The organism is Salegentibacter maritimus (genome assembly GCF_016236915.1).
Lineage (GTDB): Bacteria > Bacteroidota > Bacteroidia > Flavobacteriales > Flavobacteriaceae > Salegentibacter > Salegentibacter maritimus.
In genome coordinates, this window is record NZ_JAEHOK010000003.1 from 82531 (window position 1) to 97847 (window position 15317).

Below are 15317 nucleotides of genomic sequence, written 5' to 3' on the forward strand. Positions count from 1 at the left end.
CCTCTATGTTTAAACAGCTATTATTGATTTTTGTAGGTGGTGGCCTGGGTAGTACATTTCGATATCTAATCAGTAAAAGTTTAAATTCTGAGCGTTTTTTTATACCCTATGGTACTTTTACCGCAAATATCCTTGGTAGTTTATTACTTGGTTTAGTGCTGGGCTATGCCGCAAAACATAATTTCCTTAATTCGAATACCGTTCTATTTCTTGCCGTGGGTTTTTGCGGGGGCTTCACTACCTTCTCTACCTTTGTCTTTGAAAATCAATCGCTCTTGCGGTCGGGAGATTATCTAAATTTCTTTTTTTATGCCTTTGGAAGTATAATTATTGGAATTTTAGCTGTTGTTCTAGGTCTTTTCCTTGGGAAACTCTCTTAACATACTCAAAAATTTTACAAACTACATAATTTTACCACTTTTCAAAAAACAACCCCTAATTTTATAGGGGTTGTTTTTAAATATTCAATATAAATTAACCAATACCCCCTATTTTTCTACAATAAAACCGATATTTTTATACTTTTATACAAACTAAAAGTAGATTTGTATGAAGAAAATAGAGGCAATAATTAGAAAGTCTAAATTTGATGAAGTTAAGAAAGCTCTCCACGAAACCGAAGTAAATTTTTTTACATATTGGGATGTTACCGGGGTAGGTAACGAAAAGCAAGGTCACGTTTATCGCGGCGTATCTTACAGCACCAGTGATATTCAACGACGCAAAATCTCTTTAGTAGTATCAAATCATAATTTAGAAAGAACGGTAGAAACCATCTTAAAAGTTGCATACACCGGCTCTGTGGGAGATGGGAAGATTTTTGTAAGCCCGGTAGAAGAAGCCTACCGTATAAGAACTAAAGAAAAAGGAACCGATTCGCTTTCCTAAATATCAACTCATTAAAAAATTTATCCTTATGGAATTACTTACTACTAACAATGTTTGGATGATGGTATGCACCGTCCTGGTATTTTTTATGCATTTAGGCTTTTCTCTTCTTGAGGTAGGACTAACCAGGCAAAAAAATGCCATTAACATCCTATTTAAAAATGTTTTTATTATTTGCGCGGGCTTATTAACTTATGCTATACTTGGATTTAACCTTATGTATCCAGGCTCATTTTTAGCAGGTATTATTCCCGATCATTTCTTTGACCTATTTGGGTTAAACGCCCCGATAACAGATGGTGCTTTAGATCTCACCTATAACAATGGGTATACCTACTGGACAGACTTCCTTTTCCAGGGCATGTTCGCTGCAACGGCAGCAACTATAGTTTCCGGGGCAGTGGCTGAAAGAATTAAGCTGGGAAGTTTTATGCTTTTCTCTATAATCTATATTGCCATTATTTATCCTATTATAGGTTCCTGGAAATGGGGTGGCGGATTTTTAGACGAAATTGGTTTTTACGATTTCGCCGGTTCCAGTCTGGTACATTCTGTAGGTGGATGGGGGGCCTTAATAGCTATTTACCTATTGGGTGCTCGTTTAGGTAAGTTTGGAAAAGATGGCCGGTCTCACGCCATTCCCGGACATAATATTCCTTTGGCAACGGCAGGTGTATTCATTCTATGGTTAGGTTGGTTTGGGTTTAATGGAGGCTCTGTCCTTTCAGCCGATCCTTCCCTAACCTCTATTACCCTTGTAACCACTTGTCTTGCTGCTGCATCTGGTGGGCTTGCTGCTTTTTTAGTTTCTACCATAGCTTATAAAAACTACGACCTAACCATGTTCCTAAACGGAATTTTAGGTGGGTTGGTTGCTATAACTGCCGGTGCAGATCTTATGTCTCCGCTAGAAGCTGTACTTATTGGCTTGATAGCCGGAGGAGTTATTGTATTTGGAGTTTCCTTAATCGATAAACTTAAACTGGATGATCCTGTTGGTGCGGTAGCCGTTCACCTTGCGTGCGGAATTTGGGGTACGCTTGCCGTAGGAATCTTCGGAACCCTGGCCGGTTTTGACCAGTTTCTTACCCAGCTAACAGGTGTGGGCATTATTGGTGCTTTTTCCTGTATTTCTGCTTATGTAATTCTCTCGGTTATTAAATCTACAATGGGACTAAGAATGGAAGAAAAAGAAGAAACCGAAGGTCTTGATACTCATGAACATGGCATGAATGCCTATGCTGAATTTGGAACAGCGCATAACAGATAAATAAACTACCTCAGTGCAAGCGCACGAGGCATTCGTTAAAAACAAATTTTTAATTTCGAGGCAAGCCTGATGGTATTAAGCCTTTATTATAGAGTAAATAAGTAACCGATTGAGATTATCGGGGGCACTTATTTAAACTTTTACACACCTGCCTTTATAGCTATTTCCCAATAGTTTTGAGTAGGCACTATAGGAACAAGAAAGTCTAAAGGCTTTATTAGAATTCACATAAATGAAATCACCCTCCGGTATCCTTAAATCAAGGTGTCGTCCGCCGGAGTAGGTGGTTTCTCTATTGGTAAGATTTGTAAACGGCAGAAACAGCTAATCATAGGATTCCGAATCTGAAATTAAATCCTAATAAAAAAACATTCAAATTAAACCCCCTTCCATTAGTGCTAAAGTATAATTCTTCATATTTCACTTAAACCGGTGTTCTTAGTACCTTATTTTTCAGTTTAAAAGAAACTTCAGACGCAGTTCTTAAAAAATGAACTATCACATTAAAAGTTGAATCAATTTTAAAAATACAGGTCTTTAAATTCAACTAAATCTTCTTTTGAAAACAGAATACGTTCAGGATACTTAAATCTCATCTTCATATCCCGCTGAAACTTGACTGTAATCTTTGGTTGTTAATTGAAGTATGGAGCAGCATTAAGAAATAAAAGCTTAATGATTTCATGTTAACTACCTGCCTTGTAATACTTTGCTGTACCCAGATACTCCCTAATTTTATCATTATATGCTTTACTTAGTTTTAGATCTAAAATACCTTCAATATTATATAGGGCATCCATATCCTTATAACCGGTTTTAAGTAAATCCTCAAGGTAAAGTAAAGCCGTTTCGTGATCTCCATCATGTCCCGCAATTTTAATAATAGTAAGATAAGCTGCAGGATCGTCTTTAGCGAAAATAGTGCGAAGCACACTCACAAAGATTTTGGATTTTGCTTTTGCCTGGGAGTTTATATATGCATTATAATAGGTTTCACTATAATTATCTAAAAACCCAAGAAGCCTACTAGCCATTTTTTGTTTGGGACCGGTTAATTTCTCTGATTGTTGCTTTAATTCTTCAACCTGGGCCACCCACCAACCTATATTTTCAAAATTGGAAATCGCCACATCGGCATCTAAATAATAAACATACTCCTCCTGCTTCTCATTTTCTGTATTGATAGCGTTACGATAATCACGTCTTTGTTGCTTAAAAGCTTTATTGCGCCTAATATTCTTTATTTGGTCACCCAAATCTACTTCAAGGCCAAAACCGTCATACTTGTCTTCAATTTGCTTTAATTTTTCAAAGGATTGATAATAATTGCGAGTACGCCTTAAAACCTGGGCATACTCAACTTCGGCATTATAGAGGGCTGTAATTAAATCTAAATCTGCAGGCCTTTTCCCATTTTTTATAGCTTGCAATGTAAAGCCTGCAACAGCGTTTTCTATCACATCCATGTTAGGCCATTCGGTTTTACCGTTACACGAATAAAAATTAATTTCTGTAGGAAAATTCTCTTTATCCAAAATATCTTTTATTTCAGTCAAAACATTCTTAGTATACTTATCATCACAGGCCACCGCGCTAAAAAAGAACTCTTTTCCAGTATTCAAATAATCAGTATTCAACCAGGAATTTTCTACCGCTAATACTCCTGCTATATTATTATAAATAAAAGGCAGTGCACTAGCTAATTGCCCACCTTCTGCCAGCCCTGCTAAAAAAACCTGCTCCCTATCTATAGCAAACATGCCATCTACCCGGTTAATGAGTGGTGCTATTTTAGTAATGTTGTTTTTTAAAGAATCTTGTTTAAGGTTTATATTAGACGCTGCAATTATATAAGATTGCTTTTCGGCTATGGTTCTAAAAAATTGGGCAGTTGACCGCCCCCTACCCTGAGGATCGAAAACAAAAATTACAGGCCATTCTTTCTTTTCATCAAAATTTCGAGGAAGATAAATTGCAAAATCGTCTTCTAAGGTATCGCTAACCGGAATTGAATCTACAATAGTACCGAAAGGAATTTTAAACTCCTGACTATTTCCCAATTGAGGAATAAAGATTAAAAGTAAAATTAGAAAAGGAATCTTTTTTATCATAATATGGTATAATTAGTATAAATATAAGCATAGATATCAAAGATCGTGCATAAAAAAACCCTCATCATTAGATGAGGGCTTATAAATGTTATATAGGATATCTTTTATTTTTTAACGCGTTGTAACCTTAAGTTGTCGTTTTTAAAAAAGAGGCGTGCAACTAGAGACACTACCAGTAAGTCTGCAAAGACTAGAAATAATACTCTTACTACTTCAATCCCTTCAAAGTTTAAACCTGAAAATCCTATTGCACCGGTTAAGGCTGCCATAATTAGAAATAACGTACTATACTTTCTCATAATGCAATTTCTTTTAAACAAAAATAGCCAGAGTATAGTCGTGGTAATATTAATAAAATTACAATTTGCTATTATTTAACTAAAGACAATACAAGCTTCAAAATATAGTTAAAATAGACTCAAAAATTCAAACAATTTAACTGAAGTATATAAAACAGAACAAAAATATTCTTCTATAGCCTTAATAACTAAGACAAAATCATCCCTAATTTTTAAGGGAATTTGGCATTATTCTTATTTATAGGAGCAAAGGCTACCACTTGAGAAAGAACGATATGTGTTTTGGTCTCACCATAAGTAATTAGTTTATCTATTAATTCTTCTAAATGAGACTGGTCTCTTAAAATAACTTCCATTATAATATTTTCGTTCCCGGTAATACGATAACAATTAATCACTTCCGGAAACTCCTTTACCTTTTCTAAAAAAGGTTTTAACCTCCCCATAAAAGCACGAAGAGTGATCACGGCTTTTAACTGATGCCCTGTTTTATTGTAAGATATTTCAGTTTTATAGCCTTTTATGATCCCCGCATCCTCCATTTTCTTCACTCTTTCTGCTACTGCCGGGGAACTTAAACCTATTTCCCTCCCAATTTCCGCAAAAGAATATCGGGCGTTTTCCTGTAGGCGAGTTAGAATAGCCCAATTAAGCTCATCAATTTGCATATTAAAGTTTTATTTAAGTAATACCATCTAATCAAAGGTAAAATATAATTCTAAGTTTAAAACATTAAGTCAGGCTATTTAATTTCTCGCTAATTTTATACTGAAATTAATATTTTATGGCGCAGGTATTTCCCAACAATACAACTCAAACCCCGGTTTATCGTAAAGCATTGGAAATCTTTAGGCTTTCCAGGGCAATGGCTGTACATTTTACGCAAGACAAACACATATTGGAAATGAGTATTTCCAATTGCCCCAAAAACAGGTATGCCGGAGACCTTATAAATGAATCCCTTCAACTGGCTCCGGGTGTTGCCTCTATAGCTACGGCTAAAAACTATAGCTCTAGATTAGAACGTGTTAGAAATATTAGAAAAGCAAGTAAAAGCCTAAAACTACTTTGTAAAAACCTGGAATTTTCTGGTGTAAGGGAAAGTGAGTTTTTAGTTTTATTGAAAAAAGAAATTCATCTTTTTGATAAAATGATTGCTGAGTGGATTCAACAACTTAGAAAAATTTAGTATATCTAAGCTTGTTATTCATAAAAAGCAATTTTAATACCTTCTATAAGCATATTAGTTCCAATAATAGCTATAATTAAGCCCATTATTTTTTCGATCACAACAATTTTATTCTGACCTATAAATCGTACTAAATACTCACTGGAAATAAAAGCGAGGTGATTTAAAAACATAATTAAAGCAAACATGGCCACCACAATTCCCATATCCATATAACTGGCAGTTGTAGTATAGTTTACTGCAGTTACAATAGTTCCTGGCCCGGCCAGAATTGGAATTGCCAGTGGAGAGATAGAAATGCCTTCGTTAAAATCTACTTCTGTCTGGTTATCAATACTTGACTGTTGTGCCCTTATCATTTCAAAACCTACAAAGAATACCAAAATCCCACCCGTAATTTTAAAGGCGGGAATAGTTAATCCAAAAAGCTGAAAAATATATTTCCCCAACAATACAAAGCCTGTTACAATCACAAAAGCCGTAAAAGTTGCCTTCTTTGAGATAAACCGCTTTCTTTTACCATCGGCCTGCTTTGTTAGGCTTAAAAAAATAGGAATATTCCCTACCGGATTATTAATTGCAAAAAATGCGGTAAACGCGCCTATGGCATATAACCAGATATTTTCCATAGCAATATGTTTTTGAAACTTACGCAGTTACAGGTTAAAATTAATAATTTGCAAAACTAATCTGAAATTTTAGCTCTACCCAATAAAAAGGATAAAAGTTTTAAGTACTATGCAATTAGATAATTATAGAAAACTACCATTATTTCAAAAAGCAGAAGAAATCTGCAGCATGGTTTTCCCGAATTGTAGACTTCATCCAGGAAGAAAATGAAATACTAAAAAGCACCGGCGATTTTATGATGGCAAATGCTTTAAAACTGCCGGCTAAAATTGCAGATACCGAAACAAATTCACAAACATTTTGCCAGTAAAGATCCCTATTTCGCTGCGATCTTCGGGATAAGCGATTCGCACACTTTTCCAAAGCTATGGCTTTGGAAAAGTGGCTCTCTGCTTACATATTTCTTCTATACTGCCCGCCAACCTCGAACATTGCCTGGGTTATTTGGCCCAGGGAGCAAACCTTGGTGGCTTCCATTAATTCTTTAAAAATATTCTTGTTTTTAATAGCTGCCTCTTTAATTTTCTCTAAAGCTTCTTCGGCCGAATCCTCCTTGGCTTTATGCAGGGTATTCAAAGTTTTAAGTTGATGCTGCTTTTCTTCTTCTGTTGCTCTAATTACTTCTCCCGGGGTTACAGTGGGAGAACCGGTAGAACTTAAAAAAGTATTTACACCAATAATTGGGTAATCGCCATTATGTTTTAAAGTTTCATAATGCAAACTTTCCTCCTGAATTTTACCGCGTTGGTACATAGTCTCCATAGCACCAAGCACACCTCCCCTTTCGGTAATTCGGTCAAACTCGGTTAAAACGGCTTCTTCCACAAGATCGGTTAATTCTTCAATAATAAAAGAGCCCTGAATTGGATTTTCATTCTTGGCAAGTCCTAATTCCTTATTAATAATCAACTGAATCGCCATTGCCCTTCTTACCGAAGCTTCTGTAGGTGTTGTAATAGCCTCATCGTAAGCGTTGGTGTGAAGCGAATTACAGTTATCGTAAATAGCATAAAGCGCCTGGAGGGTTGTTCTAATATCGTTAAAATCTATCTCCTGGGCGTGTAATGACCTACCAGAAGTTTGAATATGATATTTTAGCATTTGTGCTCTGGGGTTTGCCCCATATTTATGCTTAAGTGCTTTAGACCAAATTTTACGTGCCACCCTTCCTATTACCGCATATTCGGGGTCAATTCCGTTAGAAAAGAAGAACGAAAGGTTTGGACCAAATTTATTGATATCCATTCCCCTGCTTAGGTAATATTCAACATAGGTAAACCCATTGGCCAAAGTAAATGCCAACTGGGTAATTGGATTGGCTCCGGCTTCAGCAATATGGTATCCTGAAATTGAAACCGAGTAGAAGTTTCTTACTTTTTCTTTTATAAAATACTCCTGTACATCTCCCATTAGCCTTAAAGCAAATTCTGTGGAGAAAATACAGGTATTTTGTGCCTGGTCTTCTTTTAAAATATCGGCCTGTACAGTACCGCGAACCACATTCATGGTTTTCTCCTTTATCTCCCGGTAGACCTCTGCCGGTAGTACCTGGTCTCCGGTAATTCCCAATAGCATTAAACCAAGTCCATTGTTACCTTCGGGCAACTCACCGCGATAAGCAGGACGATCCAGATTTCGATCGTCATAAAGCTCTTTATATTGTTCTTCAACCTTATTTTCCAATCCATGCTCCTTAATATACTTCTCGCATTGCTGATCTATGGCTGCATTCATAAAGAAACCAAGCAACATAGGTGCCGGCCCGTTTATGGTCATACTTACCGAAGTCATCGCATCGGCCAAATCGAAGCCTGAATAGAGTTTTTTAGCATCATCCAAACAACAAATAGAAACCCCTGAATTACCAATTTTCCCATAAATATCGGGACGTTTATCCGGATCATTTCCATAAAGCGTAACCGAATCGAAAGCGGTTGAAAGCCTTTTTGCAGGCAAGCCCATACTCACGTAATGAAACCGCCTATTGGTTCTTTCGGGGCCACCTTCACCGGCAAACATACGGGTAGGATCTTCTCCCTGTCTTTTAAAAGGGTAAAGACCGGCGGTATAAGGAAATTCTCCCGGAACATTTTCCTGAAGGCACCATTTTAAAATATCACCCCAGGCTTTATATTTTGGAAGGGCAACTTTTGGAATTTGAGTATGCGAAAGCGATTCGGTATGCGTATCTATTTTTATCTCTTTGTCGCGAACCTTAAATGAATAAATGGGCTCTACATATTTATTTACCTTTTCCTGCCAGCTCTGAATCACTTCCCAGTTATAAGGATCTAAATCCATTTTCACACGATCAAACTCTGCAAAAAGCAATTTTAGAAAATCCTTTTGAGAGTCCTGAGAAAACACCATAATCTCTTCCTGATCAAGACCGTGCTTTTCTAAGTATTTAGATTGATTACCTGTCATTTCCAAACCGGAAACCGACTCGATTGTTTTAAAAACTCCGTATAGTTTTTGCGCTACTTCTGCCTGGTTAGCGGCTTTTTCGTCGTAACTCCTGTTATTTTCAGCAATTTCTGAAAGGTAACGGGTTCTTTTGGGCGGAATCACAAAGATTTTCTCACTCATTTCAGCTGAAATCTCAAAAGTAGAATCAAGATCGGCTTTTGTTTTTTCGACAAGCTTATCCATAATTTGGCGATACAGGGTATTCATACCCGGGTCGTTAAATTGGGAAGCTATGGTTCCAAAAACCGGTAATTTCTCAGCATCTTCATGCCATAATTGATGATTTCGCTGATATTGTTTTTTTACATCCCGCAAGGCATCCTGTGCACCGCGTTTATCAAACTTATTAATAGCTACCAAATCAGCAAAATCAAGCATATCAATCTTCTCCAGCTGGGTAGCGGCACCAAACTCAGGGGTCATCACGTATAAAGCCACATTAGAATGATCCATAATTTCGGTATCACTTTGACCGATTCCTGAGGTTTCCAGGATTATCAAATCAAATTCGGCTGCCTTCAGTACTTCAACAGCCTCTGCCACATATTTTGAAAGTGCCAGGTTAGATTGGCGGGTAGCCAAAGAACGCATATAAACGTGTTTATTGTTTATAGCATTCATTCGTATTCTATCGCCCAGCAAAGCCCCACCGGTTTTACGTTTAGAAGGGTCTACTGAAATAATCCCAATATTTTTCTCCGGAAAATCGCTTAAAAACCTACGTACCAGTTCGTCTACTAAACTGGATTTTCCCGAACCACCGGTTCCGGTAATTCCAAGTACAGGAATTTCGCTGCTTTTATTATTATCTCTTATAGGCTGAAAATGTTCTATAAAGGTATCGTGCCTGTTTTCGGCCAAAGAAATAAGTCTGGCAATTGTATTTACATTTTTATTTTTTAAATCTGAAGCAACAGAGGTTTCTTCAACTAAATTGGGCGTTTCAGAATCTACGCGCTTCACCATATCATTAATCATTCCCTGCAACCCCATTTCACGGCCATCATCCGGGGAGTAAATACGGGTAATTCCGTAGTCCATCAACTCCTTAATTTCTTCAGGAAGGATTACGCCTCCGCCACCACCAAAAATAGCGATATGACCGGCATTTTTCTCCTGAAGCAAATCGTACATATATTTAAAATATTCGGTATGGCCACCCTGGTACGAGGTCATGGCAATAGCCTGTGCATCTTCCTGTATAGCGCAGTTAACCACTTCATCTACACTACGGTCATGACCAAGATGAATCACCTCAACCCCGGTAGATTGAATAATACGACGCATGATATTTATAGCCGCATCGTGCCCATCAAAGAGCGAAGCCGCGGTTACAATTCTTATTTTATTTTTAGGTGTATATGGCTTTTGTTGTTCCATTGCTAATTATCTCTGAAATTTTGAGCTGCAATTTACGAAAATTGTAATTCTAAAGCGGCTGCTATGATATTAATATAATTCTGAATACTACTATTCTGAAACATTCGGAAATGTGTAATTTTAAAACCTTAAAGCCTAATCATGTCTAAAATCACCCTTTTAATTCACTGCCCCGATACTTCTGGAATTATCGCCCATGTTACTTCCTTCTTTTATAAAAGACAGGGAAATATTTTTTATATAGACCAATATGTAGACCGGGAGAATACGGTTTTCTTTATGCGTTTAGAATGTGAATTTACCAAGCAAACCAATATTAGGAATATTAAAAATGAGTTTAGGGAAACTGTAGTAGAAAAATACAAAATGTCATGGGAAATATACTCAGACCATACTAAACCTAGAATGGCAGTTTTTGTTTCTAAATACGACCATTGCCTTTACGACATTTTAAGCCGGTATAAATCGGGCGAACTCGAAGTAAGTATTCCTTTAATTATTAGCAATCACAAAGATCTTGAGCAGGTAGCCAAAAATTTTGGGATTCCGTATTATCATATTCCGGCAACCGCAAATACAAGGGAGGAGGCCGCTAAAACCCAGCTTGAATTACTTCAAAAGGAAAACATAGATTTTATTGTTTTGGCCCGGTATATGCAAATAGTACCCAAATCTTTAATAGCGGCCTTTCAGAATAAAATAATCAACATTCATCATTCTTTTCTACCTGCATTTGCCGGAGCCAAACCCTATCACCTGGCCTATAAAAGAGGGGTGAAAATAATTGGAGCTACCAGCCATTATGTAACCGAAGAATTGGATGCAGGCCCTATAATTGAGCAAGACATTACACGAATTTCGCATAGTCACTCAATTAAAGATCTTATTTTAAAAGGTAGGGACCTGGAAAAAATTGTCCTGGCCAGGGGTATAAAATATCATATTGAAAGAAAAACCCTTGTTTACAATAATAAGACTATAGTTTTTATCTAGACGATACTTTCCCGGACAGTCTTTGATCTAAAAAATGATACATTTGCAAATTAGCTCGAAAAAAATCTACCGGGCATTACAATAAAAAAATGGAATTAGAGGCAAGCCCCAGTGCATAAAGTCTCGATTATCAAGAAAAAAATCGTTATGAAAAAACTAACTCTTATCTTTTGTGTTTTATTGTTTTCATCCTGTGCCGAGCTTCAGCAAATCGCCAGTCAATACCCGCAGGTTGGTGTTAGTAATACAGAAATAGCTTCCGGGTTACGCCAGGCGCTGGATATGGGTATAGAGAAGCAGGTGAGCAAACTTACCAAAGAAAATGGCTTTTATAACAATGAATTAGTTAGAATAACTTTACCTCCAGAATTACAAAAAGTAGATAAAACACTTCGTGATGTAGGTTTAGATGCTTTGGCCGATGAAGGCCTAAAAGTACTAAACAGAGCTGCCGAAGAAGCCGTTAAAGAAGCGACCCCAATTTTCGTGAATGCTGTAAAGGAAATAAGCTTTAATGATGCCAGGAATATTTTATTGGGACAAAATAACGCAGCCACCTTGTATCTTACCAATAAAACTGAAAAACCACTTTACAATAAATTTAATCCGGTTGTAACCAATTCACTCGAAAAAGTTGGAGCCACCAGGGTTTGGAACAATATTATTACTCGATATAACAACTTACCCCTAACTAATAAGGTTAATCCAGACCTTGCAGATTATGTTACCAACAGAGCCCTTGATGGTGTTTATACAATGATTGCGGTAGAAGAAAAGGAAATAAGGGAAAAAGTAGCTGCAAGGAGTACCCAGCTTTTACAACGTGTTTTTGCATTACAGGATAGTCAATATTAAACCTCAACATGGTGCCCTAAAAAAACAACCAATCTCACAGTGAAGGGAATTATATAATATTTTAACATTTAAAAAGCTAAGTATAAATATTTTAGAGGAAGATTAACGCATACTTAGTAATGCTTTGTGGTTGTGCAGCTTAACTTTGCAACCAAGACAAAAGCAGTATTATGTTTAAAATCTTTGAGACAAAATCTAAGGAAGAATGCCTTTGTGATAAGTATAAGAGCCTTATGCACAAATCTTATAAGGTGGCTCTTACCGATAAAGAAGAGAGCGACCGATTAAATGCAAGAGCAAAAAAAATTTTAAAAGAGCTTAAAAGAATGCGGTACGATAAAATAGACCGCTAAAAATTAAGTGCTTTAAAATAATCCATCGCTTTTACTAGCCGGGAACCGTACCAACTAAAATATTCACCATCTACCAATTTTATTTCAATATTTAATTCTGAAAAGTAAGGTTTATGCTTCTCTGCGAATGGAAAGGGCTCAGACGAAAGCAACAATAAATCGGGTTTTTTAGCTTTTATTTCCTGTAAAGAAGTTTCGGGATATCTAGAAGTGTTAAAAACATTTTCCAGTTTATTCAATTTCAAAAGTTCATCTACAAAAGTATCTTTCCCCGCCACCATTAAAGGTTCTTTCCAAATAAAATAAGCAATCCGTTTAGCGGGTTTATGCTTTAGTTGTTCCTGAAGTTTCCCCATTTTTTCCCTAATGGAACCAATTATGACTTTCACCGGGGCTTCTTTATCAAAAATCCTGGCATACTGTTGCATTAACTCGAAAGAATCTTCAATCTTAATAATATCTGAAACATGTACAGGAGCTATTTCCTGAAGCTCTTCTACCATTTTCTTTGTGTTCTCTTCTTTATTACACAAAATGATATCGGGTTTTAAAGCTTTTATCCTTTCCAGTTTTACTTCTTTTGTACCCCCAACAATGGTTTTGGTTTTTCGAAGATGTACAGGGTGTACACAAAATTTGGTAATTCCTACCAAATTTTCTTCTAAACCAAGGTCTACCAAAAGTTCGGTTTGGCTGGGAACTAGAGAAATAATTCGTTTAGGGACTTCCTGTAGGCTAAGTGTTCTATGTAACTGATCTATGAGCTCCATTAGAACTTAAAGCTGACTTAACTCTTCGGCCATTTGTTGCTGTAACACTTCGGCTTTGGCTCCGGCGATTTCAGCAAAATTTGAAGATTCGGAAGCATAGATAATTTTTCGGGAAGAATTTACCAGGAGACCTACATTTTTTGTCATTCCGTATTTACAAACATCTTCAAGTTTGCCTCCCTGAGCACCTACCCCGGGTACCAAAAGAAAGTTTTCGGGAATAATTTGCCTTATTTCCTTTAAGAATTCGGCTTTGGTAGCTCCCACTACGTACATTAAATTTTCTGAATTCTTCCAGGTTTTTGAAGTTTTAAGTACTTTTTTATACAGTTCTTCCCCGTTAACCTGTTGTGTCTGGAAATCGAACGCCCCTTCGTTAGAGGTTAACGCCAATAAAATGGCCTGCCTGTTTTTAAACTCCAGAAAAGGCTCTACCGAGTCTTTCCCCATATAAGGTGCCACGGTTACCGAATCGAAACCAAGATCCTGAAGAAAAGTTTTAGCATACATTCTCGAGGTATTTCCAATATCGCCACGCTTGGCATCGGCAATAGTATAAATTTCAGGATATTGGTGATGAAGGTAGTTTATTGTTTTTTCCAGCGCCTGCCAACCTTCAACCCCATTGGCCTCATAAAAAGCAATATTAGGTTTGTAGGCTACACAAAATTTATGGGTAGCATCTATAATGGCCTTATTGAATTCGAAAATAGGATCGTCTTCCGATAGCAGATAGGTAGGAATCCTATCTATATCTACATCAAGCCCCACACATAAAAATGATTTTTTCTTAAAGATTTGTTCAGTTAATTCTTGTGGAGACATAGGTAATGATTTGTAGTTAGTATAATTTAAAATATAAAAGAAAATTCCGCTTTCGCGGAAAGGTTTCTTGAAATAAAAATTCTTTTCAATAAGAAAACAGGCCTCCGCCTTTGCGGAGGTGATTGTTGTTAGAATATATCTGAGTTTTCCTTTAGTTTTTCGGTATTTTCTACCAATCGCAATTCATCAATTATTTTTTGAATATCCCCATTTATGATATTTGAAAGATCATAAAGCGTAAGGTTTATACGGTGATCTGTAACCCTTCCCTGGGAATAATTATAGGTTCTAATTTTAGCACTACGGTCCCCGCTGGAAACCATAGAATTTCTTTTAGCGGCATCGGCTTCCTGCTTTTTGGCAAGTTCCATTTCGTATAAACGAGAACGCAATACCCTAAAGGCTTTTTCTTTGTTTTTATGTTGCGATTTTTGATCCTGGCATTGTGCTACCAAACCGGTTGGTTCGTGGGTTAAACGCACCGCAGAATAAGTGGTGTTTACAGATTGCCCACCGGGACCGGAAGAACAGAAATAATCTATTCTTACTTCTTTTGGGTCTATCTCCACATCAAACTCTTCAGCCTCCGGAAGCACCATTACCGTAGCCGCCGAAGTATGTACACGCCCCTGGGTTTCGGTTTGCGGAACACGCTGTACACGGTGCACACCAGCCTCAAACTTCATAGTTCCATAAACATCTTCGCCTGAGACTTCAAAAATCATCTCTTTAAAACCACCACTGGTACCTTCGCTGTAGTCTACAATAGTATGCTTCCAGCCTTTACTTTCAACATATTTAGTATACATTCGGTAAAGATCTCCAGCAAAAATACTGGCTTCGTCCCCACCGGTACCGGCCCTAATCTCTATCACCACGTTTTTGGCATCTTCCGGATCTTTAGGCACCAGCATCATCCTAATCTTTTCTTCCAACTGCGGAAGTTCCTTTTCGGCCTCTTCCAATTGCATCTTGGCCATTTCGGTCATCTCGGCATCACTACCGTCGGCAATAATCTCTTTGGCTTCCTCTATATTATTGGTGAGCTCTATATATTTTTCACGCTCATCCATTAAGGCCCTAAGGTCCTTATATTCTTTGTTTAATTCTATATATCGTTTTTGATCTGCTATCACATCGGGTTGAATAATCAAATCATTCACCTCATCAAAACGCTGCTTTACTATATTAAGCTTCTCGATCATATAATCACTCTGATTTTAGGAGAACAAATTTACGATAATTTGATCGATTTATTAGATTGAAAAAAGAATTGTAATTTGAA

The 15317-nt window shown here is 37.0% G+C and carries 17 protein-coding genes; 7 read left to right on the plus strand and 10 right to left on the minus strand.

From position 1 onward, the window contains the following. Positions 1-5 precede the first annotated feature (5 nt). From crcB to I6U49_RS03645, 3 genes are all read left to right on the plus strand, one after another. Positions 6-380, plus strand: a complete 375-nt coding sequence (gene crcB / locus I6U49_RS03635) for a fluoride efflux transporter CrcB (protein ID WP_198627611.1) — start codon at positions 6-8, stop codon at positions 378-380. Between the two features lie 169 nt (positions 381-549). Further along, the gene (locus tag I6U49_RS03640) at positions 550-888 is read left to right on the plus strand and encodes a P-II family nitrogen regulator (RefSeq protein WP_198627612.1); all 339 of its coding nucleotides are present in this window, start codon (positions 550-552) and stop codon (positions 886-888) included. A 28-nt stretch (positions 889-916) separates the two neighbouring features. After that, positions 917-2158 carry an ammonium transporter gene (locus tag I6U49_RS03645; RefSeq protein ID WP_198627613.1) on the plus strand — a complete coding sequence of 414 codons (1242 nt, stop codon included), beginning with the start codon at positions 917-919 and terminating at the stop codon, positions 2156-2158. Between the two features lie 132 nt (positions 2159-2290). Here the strand turns inward: I6U49_RS03645 and I6U49_RS17270 are convergent, their stop codons facing one another. From I6U49_RS17270 to I6U49_RS03665, 4 genes are all read right to left on the minus strand, one after another. Then, entirely contained in the window at positions 2291-2482 is a 192-nt protein-coding gene (locus I6U49_RS17270; protein WP_198627688.1) for a DUF1684 domain-containing protein, read from the minus strand. A gap of 362 nt (positions 2483-2844) precedes the next feature. Next, complete coding sequence (locus I6U49_RS03655; protein WP_198627614.1) at positions 2845-4269, minus strand: hypothetical protein; 1425 nt, start codon at positions 4267-4269, stop codon at positions 2845-2847. 104 nt (positions 4270-4373) lie between these two features. After that, positions 4374-4568, minus strand: a complete 195-nt coding sequence (locus I6U49_RS03660; RefSeq protein ID WP_198627615.1) for a DUF1328 domain-containing protein — start codon at positions 4566-4568, stop codon at positions 4374-4376. 212 nt (positions 4569-4780) lie between these two features. Further along, positions 4781-5236 carry an Lrp/AsnC family transcriptional regulator gene (locus tag I6U49_RS03665; RefSeq protein WP_193711131.1) on the minus strand — a complete coding sequence of 152 codons (456 nt, stop codon included), beginning with the start codon at positions 5234-5236 and terminating at the stop codon, positions 4781-4783. A 116-nt stretch (positions 5237-5352) separates the two neighbouring features. On the opposite strand from I6U49_RS03665, the gene I6U49_RS03670 reads away from it, so the two are divergent. Beyond that, positions 5353-5757 (plus strand): hypothetical protein, encoded by a 405-nt coding sequence (locus I6U49_RS03670; RefSeq protein ID WP_193711132.1) that lies wholly within the window; start codon positions 5353-5355, stop codon positions 5755-5757. 14 nt (positions 5758-5771) lie between these two features. Here the strand turns inward: I6U49_RS03670 and I6U49_RS03675 are convergent, their stop codons facing one another. The 3 genes from I6U49_RS03675 to I6U49_RS03685 form a co-directional block, all read right to left on the minus strand. Then, positions 5772-6386 (minus strand): MarC family protein, encoded by a 615-nt coding sequence (locus I6U49_RS03675; RefSeq protein WP_193711133.1) that lies wholly within the window; start codon positions 6384-6386, stop codon positions 5772-5774. A gap of 139 nt (positions 6387-6525) precedes the next feature. Continuing rightward, positions 6526-6750: a hypothetical protein gene (locus I6U49_RS03680; RefSeq protein WP_198627616.1), complete on the minus strand. Its 225-nt coding sequence runs from the start codon at positions 6748-6750 to the stop codon at positions 6526-6528. Between the two features lie 30 nt (positions 6751-6780). Further along, positions 6781-10236 (minus strand): methylmalonyl-CoA mutase family protein, encoded by a 3456-nt coding sequence (locus I6U49_RS03685; RefSeq protein ID WP_198627617.1) that lies wholly within the window; start codon positions 10234-10236, stop codon positions 6781-6783. 141 nt (positions 10237-10377) lie between these two features. On the opposite strand from I6U49_RS03685, the gene purU reads away from it, so the two are divergent. From purU to I6U49_RS03700, 3 genes are all read left to right on the plus strand, one after another. Further along, positions 10378-11229 (plus strand): formyltetrahydrofolate deformylase, encoded by an 852-nt coding sequence (purU, locus tag I6U49_RS03690; RefSeq protein WP_198627618.1) that lies wholly within the window; start codon positions 10378-10380, stop codon positions 11227-11229. Positions 11230-11376: 147 nt separating this feature from the next. After that, complete coding sequence (locus I6U49_RS03695; protein ID WP_193711137.1) at positions 11377-12084, plus strand: DUF4197 domain-containing protein; 708 nt, start codon at positions 11377-11379, stop codon at positions 12082-12084. Positions 12085-12254: 170 nt separating this feature from the next. Then, positions 12255-12437, plus strand: coding sequence for a Lacal_2735 family protein (locus I6U49_RS03700; protein WP_198627619.1), 183 nt, complete (start codon positions 12255-12257; stop codon positions 12435-12437). Here the strand turns inward: I6U49_RS03700 and I6U49_RS03705 are convergent. The 3 genes from I6U49_RS03705 to prfA all read right to left on the minus strand — a co-directional run bounded on the left by I6U49_RS03705 (position 12434) and on the right by prfA (position 15237). Then, positions 12434-13207, minus strand: a complete 774-nt coding sequence (locus I6U49_RS03705) for an ABC transporter substrate-binding protein (protein ID WP_198627620.1) — start codon at positions 13205-13207, stop codon at positions 12434-12436. The genes I6U49_RS03700 and I6U49_RS03705 overlap by 4 nt on opposite strands. A 6-nt stretch (positions 13208-13213) precedes the next feature. After that, positions 13214-14032 (minus strand): orotidine-5'-phosphate decarboxylase, encoded by an 819-nt coding sequence (gene pyrF / locus I6U49_RS03710; RefSeq protein ID WP_198627621.1) that lies wholly within the window; start codon positions 14030-14032, stop codon positions 13214-13216. 128 nt (positions 14033-14160) lie between these two features. Then, positions 14161-15237: a peptide chain release factor 1 gene (prfA, locus tag I6U49_RS03715; protein ID WP_193711141.1), complete on the minus strand. Its 1077-nt coding sequence runs from the start codon at positions 15235-15237 to the stop codon at positions 14161-14163. Positions 15238-15317 lie beyond the last annotated feature (80 nt).

Coding starts and splice junctions, on each gene's coding strand:
- crcB (WP_198627611.1), top strand. CDS start 6: ATGTTTAAACAGCTATTATTGATTTTTGTAGGTGGTGGCCTGGGTAGT.
- I6U49_RS03640 (WP_198627612.1), top strand. CDS start 550: ATGAAGAAAATAGAGGCAATAATTAGAAAGTCTAAATTTGATGAAGTT.
- I6U49_RS03645 (WP_198627613.1), top strand. CDS start 917: ATGGAATTACTTACTACTAACAATGTTTGGATGATGGTATGCACCGTC.
- I6U49_RS03655 (WP_198627614.1), bottom strand. CDS start 4,269: ATGATAAAAAAGATTCCTTTTCTAATTTTACTTTTAATCTTTATTCCT.
- I6U49_RS03660 (WP_198627615.1), bottom strand. CDS start 4,568: ATGAGAAAGTATAGTACGTTATTTCTAATTATGGCAGCCTTAACCGGT.
- I6U49_RS03665 (WP_193711131.1), bottom strand. CDS start 5,236: ATGCAAATTGATGAGCTTAATTGGGCTATTCTAACTCGCCTACAGGAA.
- I6U49_RS03670 (WP_193711132.1), top strand. CDS start 5,353: ATGGCGCAGGTATTTCCCAACAATACAACTCAAACCCCGGTTTATCGT.
- I6U49_RS03675 (WP_193711133.1), bottom strand. CDS start 6,386: ATGGAAAATATCTGGTTATATGCCATAGGCGCGTTTACCGCATTTTTT.
- I6U49_RS03685 (WP_198627617.1), bottom strand. CDS start 10,236: ATGGAACAACAAAAGCCATATACACCTAAAAATAAAATAAGAATTGTA.
- purU (WP_198627618.1), top strand. CDS start 10,378: ATGTCTAAAATCACCCTTTTAATTCACTGCCCCGATACTTCTGGAATT.
- I6U49_RS03695 (WP_193711137.1), top strand. CDS start 11,377: ATGAAAAAACTAACTCTTATCTTTTGTGTTTTATTGTTTTCATCCTGT.
- I6U49_RS03700 (WP_198627619.1), top strand. CDS start 12,255: ATGTTTAAAATCTTTGAGACAAAATCTAAGGAAGAATGCCTTTGTGAT.
- I6U49_RS03705 (WP_198627620.1), bottom strand. CDS start 13,207: ATGGAGCTCATAGATCAGTTACATAGAACACTTAGCCTACAGGAAGTC.
- pyrF (WP_198627621.1), bottom strand. CDS start 14,032: ATGTCTCCACAAGAATTAACTGAACAAATCTTTAAGAAAAAATCATTT.
- prfA (WP_193711141.1), bottom strand. CDS start 15,237: ATGATCGAGAAGCTTAATATAGTAAAGCAGCGTTTTGATGAGGTGAAT.